Origin of the sequence: Microcystis wesenbergii FACHB-1317 (genome assembly GCF_014696875.1) — a bacterium.
Taxonomy (GTDB): Bacteria; Cyanobacteriota; Cyanobacteriia; order Cyanobacteriales; family Microcystaceae; genus Microcystis; species Microcystis wesenbergii_A.
In genome coordinates, this window is the sequence record NZ_JACJQV010000089.1 from 39,862 (window position 1) to 62,151 (window position 22,290).

Below are 22,290 nucleotides of genomic sequence, written 5' to 3' on the forward strand. Positions count from 1 at the left end.
CCTAATCAATTGACAATTGGAGAAAATTTCAATGCCTACTTACGATCAACAACAAACGCTTTTCTGTCTTTCCATGTTCGCTAATATCAGTAATAGCGAGAAAGTTATTTCCGATTTAGCCAATCCTACGGTTCAAGGAAAAATTGGTCAATGGACAATTCTTTGGGGTCCTGTTATTTATTATCATGATCCTAAAAATCAGAACTGGGATAATATTATGTATGTGGCGAAGGGAGAAAATGCCGAAACCAATAACCCTCAATATGTAGTTGCGATCGCCGCTACGAATCCCCAATCAGTTTTTGATTGGTTACAGGAGGATGCTGCTACCCATAACATGGTTTCCTGGTCAACGCAATTCCCCGAACGCGGAAAAATTTCGGAAGGAACAAATACCGGAATTACTATTCTGCAAAACCTGAAAGATACCTCTAACCGTTCTCTGTTAGAATTTTTGACCCAGGAAATTCCCAGCCAATCTGATCAACCTATTGAAATCATTACCACCGGCCATAGTTTAGGCGGAGCATTATCTCCAGTAATGGCATTATGGCTGTACGAAAATCAAGCAACTTGGAACCCTACCGGTAAACAAATCACCGTCAATACCCAATTTTCTGCGGGAGCAACTCCAGGGGATCAAACCTTTTCTGATTACTACGGAAATACGGAGCCAGGTCTCAATCAAAGCAGCCGACTATGGAATAGTTTGGATATTGTTCCCCATGCTTGGAATATTGAGCAATTACAGCAGATTCCCACCCTGTATCAATCTTGTAATATTCCTAAATCTTCGAGAATTGCACTATTAGTTAATAGTCAAATTCAAAAAGTGAAAAACTGTAATTATCTGGCGTTAAATCCCAGCACTTTTGCCATGAAAGGTAAATGTGGCGTTTTTTCTCAACCGCAACCAAACCCCCTGAAGCAATTTCTTCAAGAAGCCTATTTTCAGCATATCCAAGCTTATTTCAATCTTCTGGAAATTGACTGGCCGCTGACGGAAAATGTGGCTGATTCTCTGACGCTAACAGAGCAAGATTTAGATGATATTGCCACTAAGTTAAGCTAATTATTCTATCGCTAAACAGTCGGCAGTGGGAATCGGCACGACTGTAAATATTGAGGTACAGAAAGGGCTAATATTTAAATTATTCACTTCTGACCTCTCAAGTAATTCTCTTTAACTGTAACTCAATTAACGACTTTAAAAAGTCAACAATACTCATCTTCATCAAGGAGAAAATTATTATGGGTGCTGGATTTCACATACAAATTGTCAACGCTACGCCATATAACATCAATCAAGTAAAATCCCATAGTTACCAGATGGAGTGGGATCCATCTTCTCAGATTAGTCCTAATTCCTTTACTCAATTTTATGCTGAGTTTAAAGAAACAGTAGGTCATGACAGTATAGATGATGCGGGTGATGCTAACTACACCCTTGAGGGGGTAAGTAACTTTAACTTTACAATTAGTGCTAAAAAGAGTGGAGTTCACGGACTATCAACGCCTGTCCCCTCAGAAGCAGGTTATGGGGTTTTAGTTGAATGGCAAAATATTCCCAATGGTCTTTTTGTTTATCCTACTCCAGATACTACTAATACATCTGCTGTAGGATGGATTCATGATGGAGTAGTAACGATCGCCCTTGGTTATTTCCCTAGTAATACCCAAAACCCAATTAGTTCCTATCCAACCCCTAATTATGGCAGTGGCGGATTAGCAGATGATCAAAGTGTGTTACGTCCTTCCGTATTACACTGGGCTAATAATTGGATGGAATTATTTGCCCCTTGTATTCAAAACCTTTGTCTCAATGAGTTAACCCTGCCAGGCACTCACGATGCTTCAACTTATTGCGCTGGTAGTATTAGTCAAACGTGGGTACAAACTCAATACCAAAACATCAATCAGCAACTTAGTCAAGGTATTCGTGCCCTTGATCTCAGATTAATGCTTAGTAGTGGCTCAGGGGATAATCAATTTGTTATGTGTCACGGGAGTTTTGCTCTCCCCCTGACTTTAGTAGATTTTCTCAATCAAGTAACGCAATTTTTAGCTGATAATCCCCAAGAATTTGTTATTCTTGACTTACATGATTTTGAGGGAAATTGGACAAGCCAAACCTATCAAGATTTATCTAATCTGATTATCAACACTATTGGACAAGATAAATTAATTCCGCCCTCTGGTATTTCTCAACCCTTAAAAGACCTTTGGCAAACTACTGGCCGAGTTGTAGTTGGTTCTCTCGAATTTCCTGATAGTATGTCTGATTGGTTAGCACAAAATACACCCTTTTGGAGCAGTTCTATTAAACAATATTGGTGTGGTACAAGTGTAACTGTTTGGTCAGACGTGCAGAGTTATTTACAACAACAAATTGACGCTATCAACCAACCTAATAATTTTCTCTGGTCATTAATGGCTCAGTATAATTATGAAGGTGCTTATGGAGTACCAGCTAATGTGCCTAAAGAACTCTCTAGCTTTTTCGCTGGTTTAAATGGCATCAAATCTAACATTATTGCCACTGATTGGTGGAATCGTGTCAATACTAGCACTGGACAACTAGAAACCACTGTCAATAATTTTTCTGCTCTCATTAATGGAGTCCCTTTAAACATTTTAAAAGGGTATCGACGGGCAAATAACTTACCCCTATGGTAACTGCCATTAGATAGGCGATCGCCACTAATTGAGCCTAGTTATCCTAAATCTCTGATACAGTCGGCAGTGGGAATCGGCACGACTCTAAATGGGGAGGGAAAGAAAGGGAAAATAATTAAATTATTTACTTCTGACCTCTCAAGTAATTCTCTTTAACTTCAACTCAAAAGGAGATAATCATGTCTTTTCCCTACACTCAATGTATTTCGGCAATCACTATTCCTGCTGGTGAATATAAGAACTATACTTTTGTCGTCGCTGCTTACCAAAGTGGGATCTCGGTTGGGCAATTTTCACCGAATCCAACCCCACCAAGTTATACTTTAGGGGGGGTGAGTAATCTTGATAATAATGGTGCCAGTACCACTGCTATTGAGTTTCTGCTTGATTACAGCAACACTGACTATTCACCACCTTACTATTTTGTTTACGGATCTGAAGACGAGAATATTTGGCTTAATAGCATTAATCCCGCTACTGGAGGCAGCCACTTCACAAGTAGTAATGTCACGACTCAGATCGCTTCGGAAAAACAACCCGATGCGCCAATTGCCGGACTTTTCTATTATTTCCCCGAAAGCCTTCTTTACGTGGCAGCGTCTAATGGCAACCTCTACTGGTATTCAGTCACTTGGTCTAACGGCGTGCCGAGCTTGTCTTATGTGGGTTCAAACACATCTTATAACGAAGATGGAGCGTCTGGAGCGTCCGTATCTCTGACCTTTTTCCCTGCGAACACGCTAACTAATTACGATTGTCTGTTACTCGGCGGTGTGAAAGAAGCTACGGGGGTTATCTTCAATGCTCAGAACCCATCTTCAACTCCTATCCTTTACGGTTATCACGGCGGATGTACTGCAACTGACGTTTGTAAAGGACCAAATGGCATTTACTGGGCAACCCCGGCTGGCGGTTTACACTATCAGCCCTATAGTGGTTTCAATGCCTCGTTAAGTCCTATTTGGACAGTACCCAGTGGACAGGTCATTTTATCTTTGGCCTACTCACCAAACGCCGGTAATGCAGATCCGGGAAATTATCCAGAGGGAGCAATCTTTATTGCCACGGCTCCGTCCAACCCCTCTAATTCCTCTATGGGCAGTATCTGGGTTGTTGATGTCAAGAGTAATACGGCGGGCAATGCCGCCCAACAGGATGCAACCATCTCAGGGTCTCCTTGGGCGATCATTGCCGATGCCAATCTGACTTATATGTGTGCAACTGGTTCATGTGGTGTTTTTCTGAGTACCTTGGCAGCTTATAATCCAGAATCAAATATTCCTGAGAATGGAATGTTAGTACCAAATCAGGTGACTAGCGGTGTTGGGCATACCTGGATCAGTGATCTTGTTTCCGCCGCCGCGTTGGTTTTTGGCGTGGTGACAGAGGATCCCGTTGCTGTCGGTTGGGCAGTTGCAGGTATTGATGCTGGGGCAATCGATTCCAAAACGGGTTATTAAGCGAATAGGACGCTATAGTACCAGTTGGTTGGTGTGAGGAAAAAAACCAAACTTTCCTCAATCAACCTAACAAGCTCTTTCATCAACAAAACTTAATTAAATATTCAAGGATGTTATCAATCTATGGTTCTATACCGATGCCAAGAAACTTATATTATCACCGTCAAAAATGAGGATGGATCTTTTTTATGGAATTTTAATAACTTTCCCTGCGATTTTGTCGGAGACAGACGGGGTGAAGCCGATATGGGAGCTATTCCTTTTGAGTTTAAACCCTACAATATACCTCTAGTGGTTGCCAATGCTAGATTATTTTCTGTCTTTGGTTTTGATGATCCCTCTTGGTTGGGAAGTCCCTTAGATATTCGTCTCTGCTTTGCCGCTGATAATGGGATGCAGTCGATTACTTTAATCCCCAATAAAACGGCGGGTTTTGATGTAATTGAAGACAGCGAACGTTGTAACATCCTTCGTCATGTCTATGATAGTCGTTCCTATTTTGAAATTTTGTTAGGTAGTACACAAGAAAACGCGGATACGGATACCATTTGGCTACATACTATGAATGTCTATCAAGACTAACCATTAAAGCGGATTCGCTAACTATCAACTTGAATTGGCTTATTCATCGAAAATTTGGGTCTGAAACCCCGTCGTTCTACGACGGCTTTACTGTTAAATATGAGCATCGTTTACGAAATATATGCTAAAATGTGAGGTATGGAAAAAGCCTATTCGTTTCGATTTTACCCCACACCAACACAAGAGTCGCTATTGCGGCGCACATTGGGCTGTGTAAGATTAGTTTACAACAAAGCTCTCCACGAACGAACACAAGCATGGTACGAAAAGCAAGAAAGAGTAGGCTACGCTCAAACTTCTTCAATGTTGACCGATTGGAAAAAGCAAGAAGAATTAGACTTTCTCAATGAGGTAAGCTGTGTACCTTTACAACAAGGGTTAAGACACCTACAAACAGCTTTCACTAATTTCTTTGCTGGTCGTACTAAGTATCCTAACTTTAAGAAAAAACATCAAGGAGGAAGTGCCGAATTTACCAAATCTGCTTTTAAATTTAAAGATAGACAAATCTATTTAGCTAAATGCACAGAACCTTTACCTATTCGATGGTCAAGACAAATCCCAGAAGCTTGTGAACCAAGCACAGTAACAGTCAGATTACATCCGTCTGGACGTTGGCATATCTCAATAAGATTTGATGACCCAACAATTAAGCCTTTACCAGTAACAGATAAAGCCATTGGAATTGACTTAGGAATTAGTAGCCTTCTGATTACTAGCGATGGTGACAAAGTATCTAATCCTAAGCATTTTAAAAAGCATTATCGGAGACTGCGAAGAGCATCTAAAAGCCTTTCTAGAAAACAGAAAGGGTCAAAAAATCGGGAAAAAGCGAGAATCAAAGTAGCCAGAATTCACGCCCAAATTACTGATAACAGAAAAGACCATTTACATAAGCTAACCACTCAATTAGTTCGTGAAAACCAAACGATTGTAGTTGAGAATTTAGCCGTCAAGAATCTGGTCAAAAACCCGAAATTATCTCAGGCAATATCTGACGTTAGTTGGGGAGAAATCACCCGACAATTAGCCTATAAATGCCGTTGGTATGGGAGAAATTACATCGAAATAGATAGATGGTTTCCTAGCTCTAAAAGATGTAGTAATTGCGGGTATATTGCTGAAAAAATGCCGTTAAATATTCGAGAATGGGACTGTCCAGACTGTGGGACTCACCATGACCGAGATATTAACGCGAGTAAAAATATTTTGGCCGCAGGGCTTGCGGTGTCAGTCTGTAGAGCGACCATAAGACCAGAACAGAGTAAATCTGTTAAGGCAGGTGCGAAAAATCCTTCGGGAAAGAAGCAGAAACCTAAATCGTGAGGTTTGGGAATCACCGTCCGTTTACGGCGGCGAGGATGTCAACCAGTGGAAGTCGAGATATTAAGCGATCGCCTAGCTCAAGACTAATAAAAACGCTGAAAAAATTAACAACAGGAGAAACAACGATGACTGGTACTAATTCCACTAGCCCAAATTATGTAATCGTAACCGATCAATATTGGGATGGTTTGGCTGATAATCCCCTTGGTGCCACGGAAATTCGCATCGAAAATGGGAATATCACTGCGATCGCTACAACAGTTGATCACAGCAACGCTCAAATTATTGAACTAAAAGGACACACCGTTACCCCTGGTTTCATTGATTGTCATGTTCATATCACCTTCTGTGAAGGGGATCCTACAATTCCAGAAAATCCTTATATGGTGACAGTGCCATTAATGACCCTTTATAGCTTAAATCCCCTGAAAATACTGTTAATGAACGGTTTTACTACTGTAAGGGAAGTGGGTTGTCCCGATCCAGAATTTATTACCGTCGATCTCAAAAAAGCGATCGCCAATGGCTGGATTATTGGACCAGATCTATTGGTAGCACCTCACCTGATTTCAGCCCAAGGAGGACATGGTGATTTTACCTCTTTAGTTGCTTTTCAGTTCAGACCAGAAAAATTTGAAGTAGCAGACGGAACAGCAGAAATTATCCGCATAGTACGGGAAGAAATTCGCTCAGGAGCAGATTGGATTAAATTCTGTGCCACAGGGGGTTTTAGCTCTCCTACGGATGATCCGAGTCAAACCACCTATTCCCAAGAGGAGATGAATATTCTGGTTAGTACCGCCAAAGATTTCGGTATTTCTGCTTGTCCTCACGCTTATGGAGGGGAAGGGGTTCAACGTGCTGTTAATGCGGGGGTACGTTCCATTGAACATGGTAATCTTGCCAGTTCCGAGACTTTGCAATTGATGGAGCAGAAGGGAGTTTATCTGGTACCAACTCAATACACTGTTTTAGAAAAAGCTCGCAATGCCAATAATCCTGAATATTGGAAAAGTCGTTCTCCTTGGCAACACGCTAAATATCAAAAATATGCCTCTCAACTGATTGCTTGTGCTGATAATTTAGCTAAAAGTAACGTTAAGATTGCTTTTGGTACTGATGCGGGAACTTTTCCTCATATAGATAACTGGAAAGAGTTTCCAGCGATGGTTCAAAATGGTATTACTCCTTTACGCGCTTTAAAAGCAGCAACTACTGTAGCGGCTGAATTATTAATGCAGCCGAATATTGGTGCGTTAGCGGTGGGGAAATTTGCTGATATTATCGCTATGCCGGGTAATCCTTTTGAGGATATTAATGTTACTGGTAAAGTTGATTTTGTGATGAAACGGGGAGTCATCTATAAACAACCATCGGGAGGACAAGTATAATGGTTTTGTCATCAAATCTCTGGAAGACACCAGTAACACTGCTGACGGGTTTTTTAGGTGCGGGTAAAACTACTTTACTTAACTCCATTCTTAAGGGTAAAAGTGATCGCCGTTTCGGCATACTGGTCAATGATTTTGGTAGTCTTAATATTGATCAGATGTTAATTAAAAATAGAGACGATGATCTAATCACTCTTGAGGGAGGTTGTGTTTGTTGTAGTTTACAAAATAATCTGGTTAATTCCCTTCCCAAAATCCTATCTCTCCGTCCAGATCAGATCTTAATTGAAGCCAGTGGAATTGCTAACCCTTATACCCTGTTACAAACCCTAAAGCGTCCAGTTTTAAGTAGAATAATTCGCTTGGAAAGCATTATTACCCTAGTTGATGCGACCTATCTACCCCAAATTTGTGAACCATCTGGAAAAATTAACTATCAAGATTTGCTAATTGATCAAATTTCGGCTGCTGATATTGTGGTTCTCAATAAAATTGATTTGATTGATGAAAAAGCACAAATTAATGCTAGTCAAATTATCCAAAAAATAGCACCTTGGGTGCGTTTGTTAAAAGGGAGTTATGGGGATGTTTCCCTAGATTTATTATTAGGATTTAGGGACTCATTTCCCGTTCGTTCTGTATCTAGTCAATTAAAATCTAATCACTCTGATAACTTTCATACTTGGAGTTATGAAAGTGTTCGCCCTTTTCAGTTATTAACCCTGGGAAAAATATTAGGGAAATTACCCGTAACTGTATGGCGAGCCAAGGGTATTTTATCTACTGTTGAACATCCCAATAGAGGAGTAATTTTGCAACAAGTGGGGCCGAGAATCACCTTAGAAATAGGCGAAGAATGGGGTAATAATCCACCCTTTACCCAATTGGTATTAATTAGCACGGAGGCAATAAATACAAAAATATTACAGCAGCAATTAGATAGCTGTTTAAGAGTAGAGGATTTTGAGGTAAATTTAAAAACTCAAACCAAAGATAATTTTATTTTAAGTAACGAAATGTAACAAATATATCACAATTATCCAGGGTGAAACGTTTTACTAATGTGACAACGAGAAAGTGGCTAAAAAGTTATCAAAAAACTGGGTTTAAAACCTCGCCCTTCTAGGGGGACTTTATGTTAGAATTTTAGTAATCTAGAAAACCCGCCCTATCCTAGAGAAAGTCCTGCAACGGGTTGACGATGAGTAAGGGGAAGCTGGAGAGATAGCCTTTTCATTCTATTAATCAATCTAAAAAGTCCCAAAAAATATGATAACTTCCACTCCAGTAAAAAAAAATGACGATGTTAACGCATTAAATGCGGATATCAGGGAAATTTTATTAGAGGTTTTGCCGATAATTTCTCCTGAATTACAACTAGAAATCGCTAACTTAGTTCAACAGATTCATCATCTGAATTATTTGATTTATAAAAAAAGTAATAGCTGGAAAATTGGTTGGTTTATTTTTAACAATGATCCAACTAAATTTATTTTGTTATTAGAGGAAATTAAATATATATTGCTCATGGCAAAAACTAATAAAGTCGGAGTTGATGCTATTCGAGAATTCAGAATTAATCTAGAAAAGGAAATTAATCATAGTCGCTATTTTTTATGGGGACATATTTTAAATGGATTTAGTTCTATCTATTCTACAAGATCAGTCCCATTCAAAATATTTTTAGGTTTATCTATGACAACTTTTTTATCTATTATTGCCCTGAAATTTTCTGCTGAAGAAATTTACAGATTTGATGATAATTTACACCAGAAATCCTCTCAAAAGGAGGCAATTATTTCAAAACCATTATCTCAAGCAAACTCCCCAGTACCCATTCCTTCTAGTAGTTATTCAGAACAGTTAAAATCATCGAGTGATACGATAAATCCTAATCGGCATATATTTTATGGTTTAGTTTATGCGGCAACAGCAGGAGTGTTGGGAAGTGTTGCGAGTATTTTACTCAGAATTATCGACTTTACAGACAAAAAATATGACGACCCCCTCATTCCTCTTTTTATTGGTTTGTTTAGACCCTTAATTGGTCTAATTTTCGGTATTTTTATCTTTAGTTTAATTAGCTCAAATACGTTGATTAAAATTGATTTTATGATTACCCAGGATCAAAATTCTTCTAGTTTAATAACCAACAAAGCCCGTCAGGATTTATTTATCTTCTCCTGTGCTTTTTTAGTGGGATTTAGTGAAAGATTTGCCTCAGATTTACTGAAAAAAACTGAATCGGAATTAATTGAAGAAAAAGAAAAATAATGTTAAGTAGTCGTGCAAAATAAATTTCCTAGTGAAGAAAGGCACTCATGCAAGAGGCAAGGGGGGGTTAGATATGTGTAATTAATTTTGCTTAGGTACTTAAAACCCTACTCCTGCCTACTTTTCAAGCTTTTTGTCCTGTACTTAGGAGAATTTACATAATTTTCCTCTCTAAAGCCAGAATTGATAATCATCTTCTAATAAACTAGGATAAATTCCTTGTAAGCGTCGATAAGCAATAGCATCCGCTCCATACAAAGGGATAGGTAAACGGGGTTCTTTGAGAGAACCATAGTGAAGTAAAGTTAATTTTAATGTAGTGTCAACTAACTGTTTTAAATTTACTTGCTCTCCTAATTCATGAACTTTTAAGCGCAAGGGACGAGGAACACCTATTTTTTCAGAAACTTGGGACGTTATCAGGATAACTTCCCGATTTGATAAAGCTAAAGCTAATCCTTTGGAGGGAGCATTTATCTGTTTTTGCTCAAAATTATAAAGTCTAGGGATGCCACTTTTATAACATTCCACTAGAATAAATTTAGCATTGATTGCCCTAGCTCTTGCCAGTAAATTTTCAACTTCTTTTCCTTGAAATTTACCATCTCTGTAAATGAGAACTGTCTGATTTTTTAGTTCAGCTTGCGGTAAACAATTTTCCAGAATACGTTGAGGAATTTATTCTCCTTCTGTTAAACTATTTTCTACTCGACAGCGAACAAATTCTCCCTGTTTTCCATATAGTCGCACACTTGCACAAACATTGAGACTCCCCGGAAGATTTTTTTTAGGCATCCTTCCCACATCTAAACCAATAAAATAATCGGCAATTTCTAGAGGTTCAGCAAGGACATAGGGTAAATTTCCTAATTTGGCTAGGATTCCGGGGACAACTTGATTGAGAATATTATTATATTGTCCCTTATTATTTAAAGTTTTCTCATAAATCATTTGAGTCATAACTCCACGATCCAGGAACTTTTTTTTAATCCATGAATATAAACTCCCTTCTTCAGTATTATCAGCATTGCGATCCTCTTGAGGAAGAAATACTAAAGCAATATCTACGGGAACTTCTCCTCGAATTAATTGATCAACTGCTTCTTCCAGTCTAGCTCTTTTTTCAGAACCTTCACCTTCAACAGAAAAATTTATTTGATTCTCTGGTGGCAAAATAGTCTCAAATTTATAAAGTTCTAATCGCTTTTCTAATTGTTCTCTAAAATCTCCTACTTTAAAACTATCTGGTTTAAGAATAGCTAAACGAATTTTACGAGCAGGATCCTCATATTCTCGATGACGTTTATACACACCACCCTTCGATAATCCTTTGAGAGTTTCTCTTTTTTCTCCCCTTTCTCCCTTACCAAATAAGATAGGAGTTTGCTCAAGAGAAATAGAAGGAGTCCAAAAGACTTCGGGGTATTCTTGGCTGTTAATACTTCTTTCTCTTAACTGAAAACCAAAGTTATTTAAAGTCTTTTGTGCTTCCTGTTTATACAACTTTAATAGTTCTTGTCGTTCAGCATAGAAGATTTTTGTTTTCTTTAATAACTCTCCGTAATTGACTTGAAATAAACTCTCATCCTTATCTGTCATACAGGGTTTTAAAGCTGCTAAGGCATAAATATACTCCTGGGGATTTTTGCCAAATTGCACCGCAACCACCGGCTGCTCCGGATCAGCTTCTTCTAATTTTCTTCGACTGATTGAACCCGTAGCTTTTGTTAATAGATACTCTCTTTTTTCCCCAATTGTACCCGCTATTTTAATAATTTTAGCTATGCCATTAGTTTCTATATCTTTAACATTTAAACCTACTAATAATTTAGCAGCATCTTGTCTATAGGGATGATTTTCATAAAACTGTTCTAAATCTCCACTATAGACAATACTACTTTCAAGAGTTAAACAAATAGCTGGATCGGTGTCATTGATGATTTCTGCCCAAAAGTTAACTTCTCTCCTTACCTGTACTTGGTTTTCACTTATCTGACTATCTTTGGGAAAAACTATTGGATAGGAAAATTTACCAAATATTTTCAGAATTCTAACTGCTAATTGTGCTGTAACTAAAGCTGTTATCTGCCAGTCTTTTAGCCAATGAATAGAATAATAGTGATCGCCAATATCTTCTCGTAAAACCTCTTGAATATCTGATAAAGCTTCTTTCCACTGTTGTAGAGAAGGAATAGATTTTTCATCTTTAGCTAATACCCAAAAACAATTATCTTCAAAAATAACCACCACAGCAGGAAACTTATGACTGAATTGCCAACTAAAACGATTGCCTATTTTTCTAGTAACTTGATGACTAAGCTTAAAACAATTTAAACAACTATTCTTGAGAGTTAAGGAACTAATTTCACTCAAAAAAAGCGGGGAATTGGCTATTTTAGCTTCTGTGTAATTCATGATCTAAACCTCCTTATTTGCATAATCACAAATCGATGTAAAAGGACAATAACAACAAGCATAGCCACTTTGGGGCGGGAAAATATGATAAAAATCTTCGGGGTGATCTTTATATTTTTGTAGTTGTTGCTGATGTTTTTTAGCTAGGAAAGCTAGTTCGATTCTAACGGCTTCTATTGCCTCGGAAGACAGGGAGATGTTTTCTGAGCTTGTTTGGGTTTCTAAATTGTAAAAAGAAGCGACAATTTTTTTCTGAGGATAACGGTAACTAGCCGCCAGTAAATAAACATGAGCCTGACGACGATCAAAATTAGATTGACCAGTTTTCAAATCTAAAATATGTATGGTGTCATCAGCTTCTCTAAAAATACAATCAAAGGCAGCGGACAAATTAAACCGATAGTTGCCTTGCTCGATAACAATAGGTTCTGGATAACCTTCATCGCCTCTAGATAAATTAATAATCTCTTTATTCAATAAAATTGGTTGTTGATAGTAATTGTTTAAAATTACTAAAACCCTGGCTTGAATTTCTGGAGATTCTTGATTTAATTGCAGGATTTCTGCCACTTGTTCCACCCCATCAGGCCCCGATAATCTCGCCGGCTCTTGATGAAACTCAAAAACTCCTTTTTGTGACAATTTACCAATTTTTTGCAGCTGATTATCTTCTGATAGTAATCTTTGGACTTCTGGTTCTTTGTTTCGCGCTTTTTCAAACCCCCGTTTTGTCTGACAATGCCAATTCTCATAGCCAATCGCTGGTTTTAGCGATCGCCAAAGACTATAGCTCATCGGAGGATACCAAGGCTTTTTGGGAAACTGGCAGGACACGATTTTTCCCCTCAGTCAGGATAATGCTAGGATGATACGGCAGTGTTGGCTCTGGTGTTGACTAAAATAATCAACGCCGATGAACTAACTCTAGCCTATGTTGACTGAAATAGTCAACCCTTGATATAATTTTTTTTGAGCGGTTGGGAGAAAAGCAGTGTCAGAAACATTTGGACAGGTTATCCGCAAAGCTCGTCGAGAGGAGGAATATAGTCAGAGAGAACTAGCTAAGTTGATCGGGGTGGACTATACCTATCTATCGAAGCTAGAAAATGATCATGCGGGTTATCCTCCTAGTCAGCAGGTTATTGAGTCCTTAGCGACTCATTTAAAATTAAATGCTCAAACCTTAGGAGAATTAGCGGGACGAATTAGTTCAGATGATCAAAAAGTCTTCAAAGAGTTAGTTCAAAAATACCAACAAATGCCGATTTTATTGCGTCGCATGAAAGACAATCCTAATTTTGCCAAAAAAATTATTTCTGAGGCGACAAAATTAGAAACAGAGGAGTAAATATCTTGGATATTATTAAACCCTATAGTTTTATTCCCAAAGCAGTGATTGAAACTCAGGCAGACAATATTCTGAAGAAAGTAAAAGCTAATCGTCGTCGTCCCTTAAAAAATTGCGATCTTGCGGAAGCAGCGGCCGATTATTTTGATTTAGCTATTGAATGGACGGATATAAAGCCAGATCAAGAGGGAGAAATCGCCGCAATGATTATTCCCACAGAAAAGAAAATTATTCTCAATGAAGATGTAAAATTCTTAAGAGATTCTCAAAATTCATCCCTGGCAAAAGAAGGGTTTAAAAATTCGAGTTTAGCCCATGAAATTGGTCATTTTGTTCTTCATATTAATCAAACGGCCGTCTCTAACTTTTTAGATCGAATCAATCAGGGAGATTCCCTAGAGACAATTCAACCTTTTCTGTGTCGGACAGTTGATTCTAGCCAAAGAATTGAATGGCAAGCCCAATATTTTGCCAGTTGTTTACTAATGGCGATGAGTGAGTTAGAGAAAGCCATCAAGGGCCGTGACTTGACTAAATGGGGACATTTGTATGCGATCGCCGACGAGTTGGGAGTAACTATTACTAATCTTAGAAGTCGTTTAGAGAGTCTCCATTGGATTAAAGTCGATAAAAAAGTAATTTATCGGGGCAGTAATTTTCCTAAGAGATAGCTTAAATGTTCCGAGGGAGATTTTGCCCGTCTCGAGCGACTTATTTACTCATAATTTCGGCAGGTTGTGAGTTAGGAATCGGTTCAAAGTTGTGGTCGTCAGCCAGATATTCGGGATAGGTGGAGAATTGGGGTAGTATTTCTAGGGTAAAAGCTTCGGCAGCTTTTGAGCGGTAACGATTCGGGTTAATAATTACCGATAAAGTGCGCCTCACTTCCACATCTTTAATTCTGGTCGCATGGATAACTCCCATTTGTAGTTCTTTTTCGATTGCTGTCACCGAGACAAAAGCCGCCCCCAAACCGGATTGTACGGCATTTTTAATCGCCTCGATCGAGTTAAGTTCCATCTCCACTTTTAAGCGTTTGGTATCGATCTCGCAACGGGTTAAAACCTTGTCGATGACTTTGCGAATCGTCGATTGGGAATCGAGGGTGATAAATTTTAGTCGATATAAATCCTCTTTTTGAATCATTTCTACCTTAGACAGAGGATGAAAAATCGGCAGGACTAAAGCCAGTTCATCTTCTGCGTAGGGGATAATCCGCAGGGTTTCTTGTAATTCGGCAGGAACTTCCCCCCCGATAATGGCTAAATCCACTTGACCGTTAGCAACGCTCCAAGAGGTGCGACGGGTGGAATGAACTTGTAGCTGTACGGATACTTCTGGGTATTTTTGCCGAAAAAGCCCGATCATGCGGGGAAGAAGATAGGTTCCCGTGGTTTGGGAAGCACCGATGATTAGGGTTCCCCCTTGCAGATTTTGTAGATCTTCGATCGCCCGACAGGTTTCTTGACAGAGAGTGATAATTTTTTCGCCGTAGCTTAAGAGTAGGTGTCCCGCTTCTGTTAATTGGGCTTTCCGACCGCCCCGGTCAAATAACGGCACATTTAGCTGTTTTTCGAGGTTTTGTACCTGAAGACTGACCGCCGGTTGGGAGACATACAGGGTATCTGCCGCCCGTTTAAAGCTTCCTTCGGCAGCGATCGCTTTGATAATTCTCAGTTGGTCTAGGGTGAAAGGAATGTCGGTCATAGAAAGCCTCAAAAACAGCGACAGGAGAAGGGGATGACAATAGCGACAAATCTTAAGCCAGTGCCGATCAATACACTGAATTGACAGTACCACACCACGGGGATCAATGCTTTAGGTAGTTCCAGTTATCAGTTATCAGTTACCAGTTATCAGTTACCAGTTATCAGTAAACCTCTTGCATAAGTAGGTGGGTGGAATTAAATATAAGATGAACGTAGGTTGGGTTGAAGCATGAAACCCAACGCCCGATTATGTTACGCTACCGCTAACCCATCCTACAAATAATTGTGCCTCCCTACTTAATTAATTAATTTTTCATGGTTCAAAAACGGCAAAAATAAGGATTAAATGGCATAAAATCTGTAAATAGAGCATTTAATTGATTAATGCTCATTTTTAATTCTCCTGACTACTGGCTACTGGCTACTGACTCCTAACCCTAACAACGATTTTTGATTTCTGCAAGAGGTCTAGTTATCAGATGTGAGTTTTCAGTTCACTGATTACTGTTTACTGTTTACTGATCACTGAAAAAAGCTTCTCCCTACACCCCACACCCCACACCCCACACCCTACACCCCACACCCCACACCCGATGCCGTGTACCACTTAATCCTTCTTAACCAAGAATCTTAATGATATTTTAAGATTTTTTAACAAACCGCCCTTAGCCGAGATGAACGTATATTCTATAGGGGAGCGAGTATAGATTCCTATTCCCGTTCGATCGCCCGCTAATTCTCTGGAGATCAGCACCCATGCTTACTTTGCTCCGTTCCCTGCTATTTTCCACCCTATTAAGTTTTGTTGCCCCCGTCCTCTTGGTAGGTTCTATTTTAACGGCTTTATTGGCCACCAGTCACGTCCCTGGCTTTACTTGGGTTTCTCAGACCGTTTTTAGCCAAATCCTGCAATTTTTAACCATTTTCGGCGACGGTTATCCCCTACAAGGAATGTTAACCATCGCTGTCACCTTTGCTTTTGTTGGCAGTTTATTCGATTTATTTAACTTTTATGTCTATCAAACTAATCGGGGACAGTAACAGGCAAAGGGTGATGTTGACTGTCTAGAATGGGAATGAGGTTTTTATGCGATCAAATCGTCTATGCGCCCTATTTTCTGCCGTTTTTGGCTACTAACAATAATTTCTCTGCTGTTCACCCTCAGTATCGGGATTGTCAATCCCCAACCTAGTTTCGCGCGCTCGTGGATGGATTTACTTTTTCGCGGTGTGCAAGTTATTCAACTCGCCACTATTTCTCCTCAGCAGGAAGTCGCCCTCGGTAAGCAGATTAATCAGGGTTTATTAGAATCAGGTAAGATACAACTGTCCAAAGATGCCAGAATTAACCAATATGTCCAAGAAATCGGGCAGCGATTAGCGGCAACAAGCGATCGCCCTGACCTTCCCTACACTTTTCAAGTGGTGCGCGACAATAGTATTAACGCCTTCGCAACTATGGGCGGATTTGTCTATTTACACACGGGATTGATTAAAACTGCTGATAATGAGGCGGAATTAGCCAGCGTGATTGCCCATGAAATCGGCCATATCGTCGGTCGTCATTCTATCACCCAATTACGCAATACTGCCCTCGCCCAAGGACTTCTCAGCGCGGCGGGATTAGACACAAAAACTTGGGTACAATTGGGGGTCAATCTCGCCTATAATCTGCCCAATAGTCGCAAGGATGAATTAGAAGCGGACCGACTGGGTTTAAACAATCTAGCTGAGGCCGGTTATGCAGCCACGGCGATGATCTCCTTTATGGGAAAATTAGCACAACAGGGGGGTTCTATCCCCGCAATTCTCAGCACCCATCCGGCTACCAGCGATCGCATTTTGGCACTGCAAAAACAGCTTAATTCGGTTAATAACAAGCAGAATCAAGGTTTAGACGAGAATTATTACCAATTGCAGATACGTTCTCTCCAGTAATCTAGAGATAAAATTATTGTACTATCAACGGAGATCGCTTAAGAAAACTTACTCCCAGGGATTTTACCAAAATGTCTAACGAAACCGTTACTTATAGTCTTGAATCCGTCCTCAAGGAAATCAAAGACAGCATCAAGGAAGTTAACCAAAAAATCGATACCTTGCAACAAGATGTTAACCAGAAATTTGACAGCCTACAGAAGGATGTTAACCAGAAATTTGATAGCCTACAGAAGGATTTTAACCAGAAATTTGAGAAAATCGACGAACGGCTAACAAAGCTAGAGGTAGGACAAGCAAAACTAACTGAGAAAGTCGATGGGATGGATAGAAGACTAGAAAAGCTGAAAGGAACCCAAAAAAATCAAGTTTGGACGTTAATTATTCTTTTAGGAGGGGCCATCGGCACGGCAGCGTGGCGCTCTTTCTTTTCTGGTAATCCTTAGAAATATTGCCATAATACTAAATCCTAGGCAATAAATAATCAGTTTTTAATAACCAGATTTAGGATTAAAATAAAATTATTGTACTATCATTACTCCGGATTTTACCAAAATGTCTAACGAAACCGTTACTTATAGTCTTGAATCCGTCCTCAAGGAAATCAAAGACAGCATCAAGGAAGTTAACCAAAAAATCGATACCTTGCAACAGGATATTAACCAGAAATTTGATAGCCTACAGAAGGATCTTAACCAGAAATTTGAGAAAATCGACGAACGGCTAACTAAGCTAGAGGTAGGACAAGCAAAACTAACTGAGAAAGTCGATGGGATGGATAGAAGACTAGAAAAGGTGGAAGGAACCCAAAAAAATCAAGTTTGGACGTTAATTATCCTTTTAGGAGGAGCGATCGGAACAGCAGCGTGGCGATCCTTTTTTTCTGGTAATCCTTAGAAATATTACCATAATACTAAATTCTAGGCAATAGGTAATCAGTTTTTAATAACCAGATTTAGGATTATAATAAAATTATTATACTATCATTACTCCCAGGGATGTTACCACAATGTCTAACGAAACCGTTACTTATAGTCTTGAATCTGTCCTCAAGGAAATCAAAGACAGCATCAAGGAAGTTAACCAAAAAATCGACACCTTTCAACAAGATGTTAACCAGAAATTTGATAGCCTACAAAAGGATGTTAACCAGAAATTTGATAGCCTACAGAAGGATTTTAACCAGAAATTTGAGAAAATCGACGAACGGCTAACTAAGCTAGAGGTAGGACAAGCAAAACTAACTGAGAAAGTCGATGGGATGGATAGAAGACTAGAAAAGGTGGAAGGAACCCAAAAAAATCAAGTTTGGACGTTAATTATCCTTTTAGGAGGAGCGATCGGAACAGCAGCGTGGCGATCCTTTTTTTCTGGTAATCCTTAGAAATATTACCATAATACTAAATTCTAGGCAATAGGTAATCAGTTTTTAATAACCAGATTTAGGATTATAATAAAATTATTATACTATCATTACTCCCAGGTATGTTACCACAATGTCTAACGAAACCGTTACTTATAGTCTTGAATCTGTCCTCAAGGAAATTAAAGACAGCATCAAGGAGGTTAACCAAAAAATCGACACCTTTCAACAGGATGTTAACCAGAAATTTGATAGCCTACAGAAGGATTTTAACCAGAAATTTGACAGCCTACAAAAGGATGTTAACCAAAAAATCGATACCTTGCAACAAGATGTTAACCAGAAATTTGATAGCCTCCAGAAGGATTTTAACCAGAAATTTGAGAAAATCGACGAACGGCTAACTAAGCTAGAGGTAGGACAAGCAAAACTAACTGAGAAAGTCGATGGGATGGATAGAAGACTAGAAAAGGTGGAAGGAACCCAAAAAAATCAAGTTTGGACGTTAATTATCCTTTTAGGAGGAGCGATCGGAACAGCAGCGTGGCGCTCTTTCTTTTCTGGCAATCCTTAGAAATATTACTATAATTTCTCACTTTAGGGTAGTTATGAGGGGAAATTAGCAGATGTCAAACTCAGGTTAAAAATAAGGGATATCTAACCCATCCTACCCCTAATTATGCTTTCCTCAACCATCTTTTTAACAATCGCCACAATGCCACGATAATCCCCCCAATTAAAACGAAAGGAAACATAACCACCCCCAGAAAGAAAGCAACGATTAAGGGATATTTTTGGGTTTCTAATTGCCGAATTGCCTGATCGCACTTTTGAACATATCCTGCTAACCCCAATGCTTGATATAATTCCCGCGACTGAAGATATGCTTCTTTCGCTTCCGATATACGCTTGAGTTTATAGTAGGTAAGTCCCAGATTAAACCAAGCATTCGCTTCACCCCCCCGATCACCGATTTCCCGAAGGATTGCTAAGGACTGTTGATAAAACTCGATCGCTTTTTGGTATTCTCCTAGGGAATAGTAAACAGCGCCTAAATTACCGTAGGAATCCGCTTCACCTTCCCGATCACCGATTTCCCGTTTGATTGCTAAGGACTGTTGATGAAACTCGATCGCTTTTTGGTATTCTCCTAGGGATTGGTAAACATTGCCTAAATTATTGTAGGATGCCGCTTCACCCCACCGATCACCGATTTCCCGTTTGATTGCTAAGGACTGTTGATGAAACTCGATCGCTTTTTGGTATTCTCCCAGGGAATCGTAAACATTACCTAAACCCATGTAGGATTTCGCTTCACCCCCCCGATCACCGATTTCCCGTGTGATTGCTAAGGACTGTTGATAAAACTCGATCGCTTTTTGGTATTCTCCTAGGGAATAGTAAACATTGCCTAAACTGCTGAGGGATGCGGCATAATTCCAGTTGGTTTGCTCCTCCTGTTGTTGGTAAACAGTGACTAATTCAAGGTAATAATCCGCTAGGGTTTGATAATACCCCCCCAGGGTGAGAAAATCATAGATAGCACGGAGAATATCAAAAGCAGAATCATAGACTTTTAGCTGACTCCAATGATAAAAAATTTCTAAATATTCTGTTACGTCTTTTAGGGTTTGCCAAGGTTTTGTTTTTATAGTTGAAAGATAATAGGCGATCGCTTTTTGGTGTAATTCCCTTTGATCGCCGGCTTTGTATTGTGCATATTCCCAAACTAAAGGCTGAAAACTAAAAATTCGCTGGCGATTTTCCTCTTTTTCTTCTAATAATGATCGTCGCTGCAATTCTCGCAGATCTGCCGTGATCTCGGACAGTTCGATCTCCGGGTAATTATCCATCACTGCTTTGGCTGCTGGAGAATCAAATTCACGGCGATAAATGCTGGTTTTAGTGAATAATTCCTGCTGTCTTTGGCTAAGTCGCTGAAAACTAGCATCTAAAACCAAAGCAATTCCCACTGTCTCTTGACGATGACTCCCCACCACCTGCGGATCGCTCAAAAGTTGCGATAAATTTCCTAATCCTAAATCCGCTAACCTTTCTAAACTGGGGTTTTGCGGAAATTCTGCTAGGAGTAAATCCGCCACCAATCGCAGGAGTAATGGATGACCATCCACCCGTCGAGAAAAGTTCTCTAAATCCCCTGTTATTTGCGATTCCGCTAACAATTGCGCCCCTTCAGGTGGTTTCAAACCTTTTAGCTCAATCCAACGGTTAAAACCCTTAGTTTTTGGCTTTTCTCTGGTGGTGACTATAATTTTGCTGGTGTCACCTTTTTCTATCCAAGCAGTGAAAAACTGCTGATAAAATTCATTATTCCAAGAACCATCTTCCCCTAATAAACTCTCTAGATTATCGATAATAATTAGGTGGCGATGGCGTTGCAGTTGTCTGATTAAAGCTTCCTGTAAATCTATTTCTTCTTTGGGGACGGGATAACCAAAGTCCGTCAGGAATTGGCGAGCTAAACCACTAAATCTCCCCAGATTTCCCGCTTCCCACCAAAAGCGTTTTGGGAATAAATCTTCATCGTCCCCTAGGGAAGGATCGAGGGGAATTTCCTCCTCAAAAATTTTACTGGCTAGGGTAGATTTTCCAATCCCTCCAACTCCTTTGATGCCAATCATCGCAACATTTGGATCAGTAAACCACTGCTTAATTTGGGTGATTTCCTCCTTCCTTCCCTGCCAATAGGCGAGACGTTTTCGAGCATTTCCTCCCTTGAAAGTACTCCTTTGACTACTGCGATTATTTTCTATTGCGTCTGCTTTTGCGTGCAGATCCGCCAGTCATTCAGGAGGGATTCCTAGATTTAAATTACCCTTAACTTCTTGAATGTTCAATTGTTGTTTAATATCTTTGTTAATTTGTGTAACAATTTGAGTTTTCGTTTCTGTTTGATTCTGATTAATTATCATAATTTGTTGTGCTAGGGTTTGGATTTCTTGGGCAAAATTGGGGTCTTTGAGCATTTCTACCTGTAAAAAAGGAACCACTTGCTGTTCAATCATTGCCTCGGATTTGGTTTGTTCGGCTGCCGCTAAAACCTGTGCTGCGGCGGGTTCCTTTTGTAACTTTTGCTTAATTTTTTGCCACAATTCTACACCTTTATCCATTGCTCCTTCCGTTAATTTACCGATAACAGCTTCAAAGGCGATTTTAGCGATTTCGGCGGCGGCTAACTCTGCTAACATAATTATCAATCGCAAGAATTTTTCGCCATTCTAACACAACTATTTGCGGATGACATCGGTTCTCCTCCCCCATTTGTCTCGTTATAAGTAGCTCTGGTAGGGTGCGTTCCCTAATGCAACTCCTGCTGCTCCACCGATAGATTTTTGGGAACGCACCATGCTCATTCATTTTTGTGCGGACTGTCTTCAGGTGTTACCTGCTGTCATACCCAGCAAGTGAGCCTGTTCGTTGAGTTGAAGAGTAAAATAGGGGAAGTCTTAATCTAAGACTAAATCCTGTTTAAAAGGTATGGAAGAGTGGGGAGCAGGGAGCGCCAGATCTGCGGAGAAACAATCCATAGCTTGGGAGTTAATCACACTGTTAAAAACGGATTTGGTATGATTTTGGTAATTCCCCCTATTTTTAACCTTCAGAACTAATTGCTGCTCAAACCAAAAGTACAGTAAAAAGAATTAAAGAACATTCAATAGTTTTGGCAGTTCAAAATACAACCAGTTTGGACTTGACGACGCAAAAAGCCCAAAAAAAAGGGTTATCTAGATTGTCAAACATCCTTTGGTCTCAAAATTAATACGACATTATAGCGTTTCCTGTTTGC

At 39.5% G+C, this 22,290-nt stretch carries 20 protein-coding genes and 2 pseudogenes; 17 read left to right on the forward strand and 5 right to left on the reverse strand.

The genetic code is table 11. The features are described 5' to 3' along the window. The first annotated feature begins 31 nt into the window (after positions 1-31). The 8 genes from H6F92_RS05040 to H6F92_RS05075 all read left to right on the forward strand — a co-directional run bounded on the left by H6F92_RS05040 (position 32) and on the right by H6F92_RS05075 (position 9,709). Positions 32-1,072, forward strand: coding sequence for a lipase family protein (locus H6F92_RS05040; RefSeq protein ID WP_190357000.1), 1,041 nt, complete (start codon positions 32-34; stop codon positions 1,070-1,072). A gap of 179 nt (positions 1,073-1,251) precedes the next feature. Continuing rightward, on the forward strand, positions 1,252-2,676 hold the full coding sequence (locus H6F92_RS05045) for a phosphatidylinositol-specific phospholipase C domain-containing protein (RefSeq protein ID WP_052277385.1): 1,425 nt from the start codon (positions 1,252-1,254) through the stop codon (positions 2,674-2,676). Between the two features lie 179 nt (positions 2,677-2,855). Beyond that, positions 2,856-4,136, forward strand: coding sequence for a hypothetical protein (locus tag H6F92_RS05050; RefSeq protein WP_052277384.1), 1,281 nt, complete (start codon positions 2,856-2,858; stop codon positions 4,134-4,136). 123 nt (positions 4,137-4,259) lie between these two features. Next, positions 4,260-4,718, forward strand: a complete 459-nt coding sequence (locus H6F92_RS05055) for a hypothetical protein (protein ID WP_052277383.1) — start codon at positions 4,260-4,262, stop codon at positions 4,716-4,718. A 138-nt stretch (positions 4,719-4,856) separates the two neighbouring features. Next, positions 4,857-6,044 carry an RNA-guided endonuclease InsQ/TnpB family protein gene (locus H6F92_RS05060; RefSeq protein WP_190357001.1) on the forward strand — a complete coding sequence of 396 codons (1,188 nt, stop codon included), beginning with the start codon at positions 4,857-4,859 and terminating at the stop codon, positions 6,042-6,044. Positions 6,045-6,169: 125 nt separating this feature from the next. Beyond that, positions 6,170-7,435 (forward strand): metal-dependent hydrolase family protein, encoded by a 1,266-nt coding sequence (locus tag H6F92_RS05065; RefSeq protein WP_072924906.1) that lies wholly within the window; start codon positions 6,170-6,172, stop codon positions 7,433-7,435. Continuing rightward, positions 7,435-8,457, forward strand: a complete 1,023-nt coding sequence (locus H6F92_RS05070) for a CobW family GTP-binding protein (protein WP_002759955.1) — start codon at positions 7,435-7,437, stop codon at positions 8,455-8,457. The genes H6F92_RS05065 and H6F92_RS05070 overlap by 1 nt, the downstream gene beginning before the upstream one ends. 247 nt (positions 8,458-8,704) lie before the next feature. Beyond that, a complete protein-coding gene (locus H6F92_RS05075) occupies positions 8,705-9,709 on the forward strand; it encodes a hypothetical protein (protein ID WP_190357002.1) in 1,005 nt (334 codons plus the stop codon). 171 nt (positions 9,710-9,880) lie between these two features. Here the strand turns inward: H6F92_RS05075 and H6F92_RS05080 are convergent. Then, positions 9,881-12,124 (reverse strand): annotated as a pseudogene (locus tag H6F92_RS05080) (Piwi domain-containing protein). Between the two features lie 3 nt (positions 12,125-12,127). Then, entirely contained in the window at positions 12,128-12,919 is a 792-nt protein-coding gene (locus tag H6F92_RS05085; protein WP_190357060.1) for a PD-(D/E)XK nuclease family protein, read from the reverse strand. A gap of 196 nt (positions 12,920-13,115) precedes the next feature. Between H6F92_RS05085 and H6F92_RS05090 the strand changes: the two genes are divergently transcribed. After that, positions 13,116-13,472, forward strand: a complete 357-nt coding sequence (locus H6F92_RS05090; RefSeq protein WP_190357003.1) for a helix-turn-helix domain-containing protein — start codon at positions 13,116-13,118, stop codon at positions 13,470-13,472. Between the two features lie 5 nt (positions 13,473-13,477). Beyond that, positions 13,478-14,143: an ImmA/IrrE family metallo-endopeptidase gene (locus H6F92_RS05095; protein WP_190357004.1), complete on the forward strand. Its 666-nt coding sequence runs from the start codon at positions 13,478-13,480 to the stop codon at positions 14,141-14,143. A gap of 40 nt (positions 14,144-14,183) precedes the next feature. Here H6F92_RS05095 and H6F92_RS05100 read toward each other — a convergent pair whose 3' ends face one another. Continuing rightward, entirely contained in the window at positions 14,184-15,179 is a 996-nt protein-coding gene (locus H6F92_RS05100) for a LysR family transcriptional regulator (RefSeq protein ID WP_190357005.1), read from the reverse strand. Positions 15,180-15,937: 758 nt separating this feature from the next. On the opposite strand from H6F92_RS05100, the gene H6F92_RS05105 reads away from it, so the two are divergent. The 6 genes from H6F92_RS05105 (at position 15,938) to H6F92_RS05130 (ending at position 19,056) form a co-directional block, all read left to right on the forward strand. Next, complete coding sequence (locus H6F92_RS05105; RefSeq protein ID WP_190357006.1) at positions 15,938-16,222, forward strand: hypothetical protein; 285 nt, start codon at positions 15,938-15,940, stop codon at positions 16,220-16,222. A gap of 63 nt (positions 16,223-16,285) precedes the next feature. Beyond that, on the forward strand, positions 16,286-17,119 hold the full coding sequence (locus H6F92_RS05110) for a M48 family metallopeptidase (RefSeq protein ID WP_190357007.1): 834 nt from the start codon (positions 16,286-16,288) through the stop codon (positions 17,117-17,119). Positions 17,120-17,190: 71 nt separating this feature from the next. Beyond that, positions 17,191-17,565, forward strand: a complete 375-nt coding sequence (locus H6F92_RS05115) for a DUF4164 family protein (RefSeq protein WP_190357008.1) — start codon at positions 17,191-17,193, stop codon at positions 17,563-17,565. Positions 17,566-17,674: 109 nt separating this feature from the next. Beyond that, on the forward strand, positions 17,675-18,016 hold the full coding sequence (locus tag H6F92_RS05120; RefSeq protein ID WP_190357009.1) for a DUF4164 family protein: 342 nt from the start codon (positions 17,675-17,677) through the stop codon (positions 18,014-18,016). 112 nt (positions 18,017-18,128) lie between these two features. Continuing rightward, positions 18,129-18,503, forward strand: a complete 375-nt coding sequence (locus H6F92_RS05125) for a DUF4164 family protein (protein WP_190357010.1) — start codon at positions 18,129-18,131, stop codon at positions 18,501-18,503. 112 nt (positions 18,504-18,615) lie between these two features. Then, the gene (locus H6F92_RS05130) at positions 18,616-19,056 is read left to right on the forward strand and encodes a DUF4164 domain-containing protein (protein WP_190357011.1); all 441 of its coding nucleotides are present in this window, start codon (positions 18,616-18,618) and stop codon (positions 19,054-19,056) included. A 103-nt stretch (positions 19,057-19,159) separates the two neighbouring features. Here the strand turns inward: H6F92_RS05130 and H6F92_RS05135 are convergent, their stop codons facing one another. Further along, positions 19,160-21,286, reverse strand: coding sequence for a tetratricopeptide repeat protein (locus H6F92_RS05135; RefSeq protein WP_338420899.1), 2,127 nt, complete (start codon positions 21,284-21,286; stop codon positions 19,160-19,162). Then, positions 21,287-21,691, reverse strand: coding sequence for a hypothetical protein (locus tag H6F92_RS05140; protein WP_190357013.1), 405 nt, complete (start codon positions 21,689-21,691; stop codon positions 21,287-21,289). Between the two features lie 377 nt (positions 21,692-22,068). On the opposite strand from H6F92_RS05140, the pseudogene H6F92_RS05145 reads away from it, so the two are divergent. Further along, positions 22,069-22,273 (forward strand): annotated as a pseudogene (locus tag H6F92_RS05145) (IS4 family transposase); the annotation flags it as partial. Positions 22,274-22,290 lie beyond the last annotated feature (17 nt).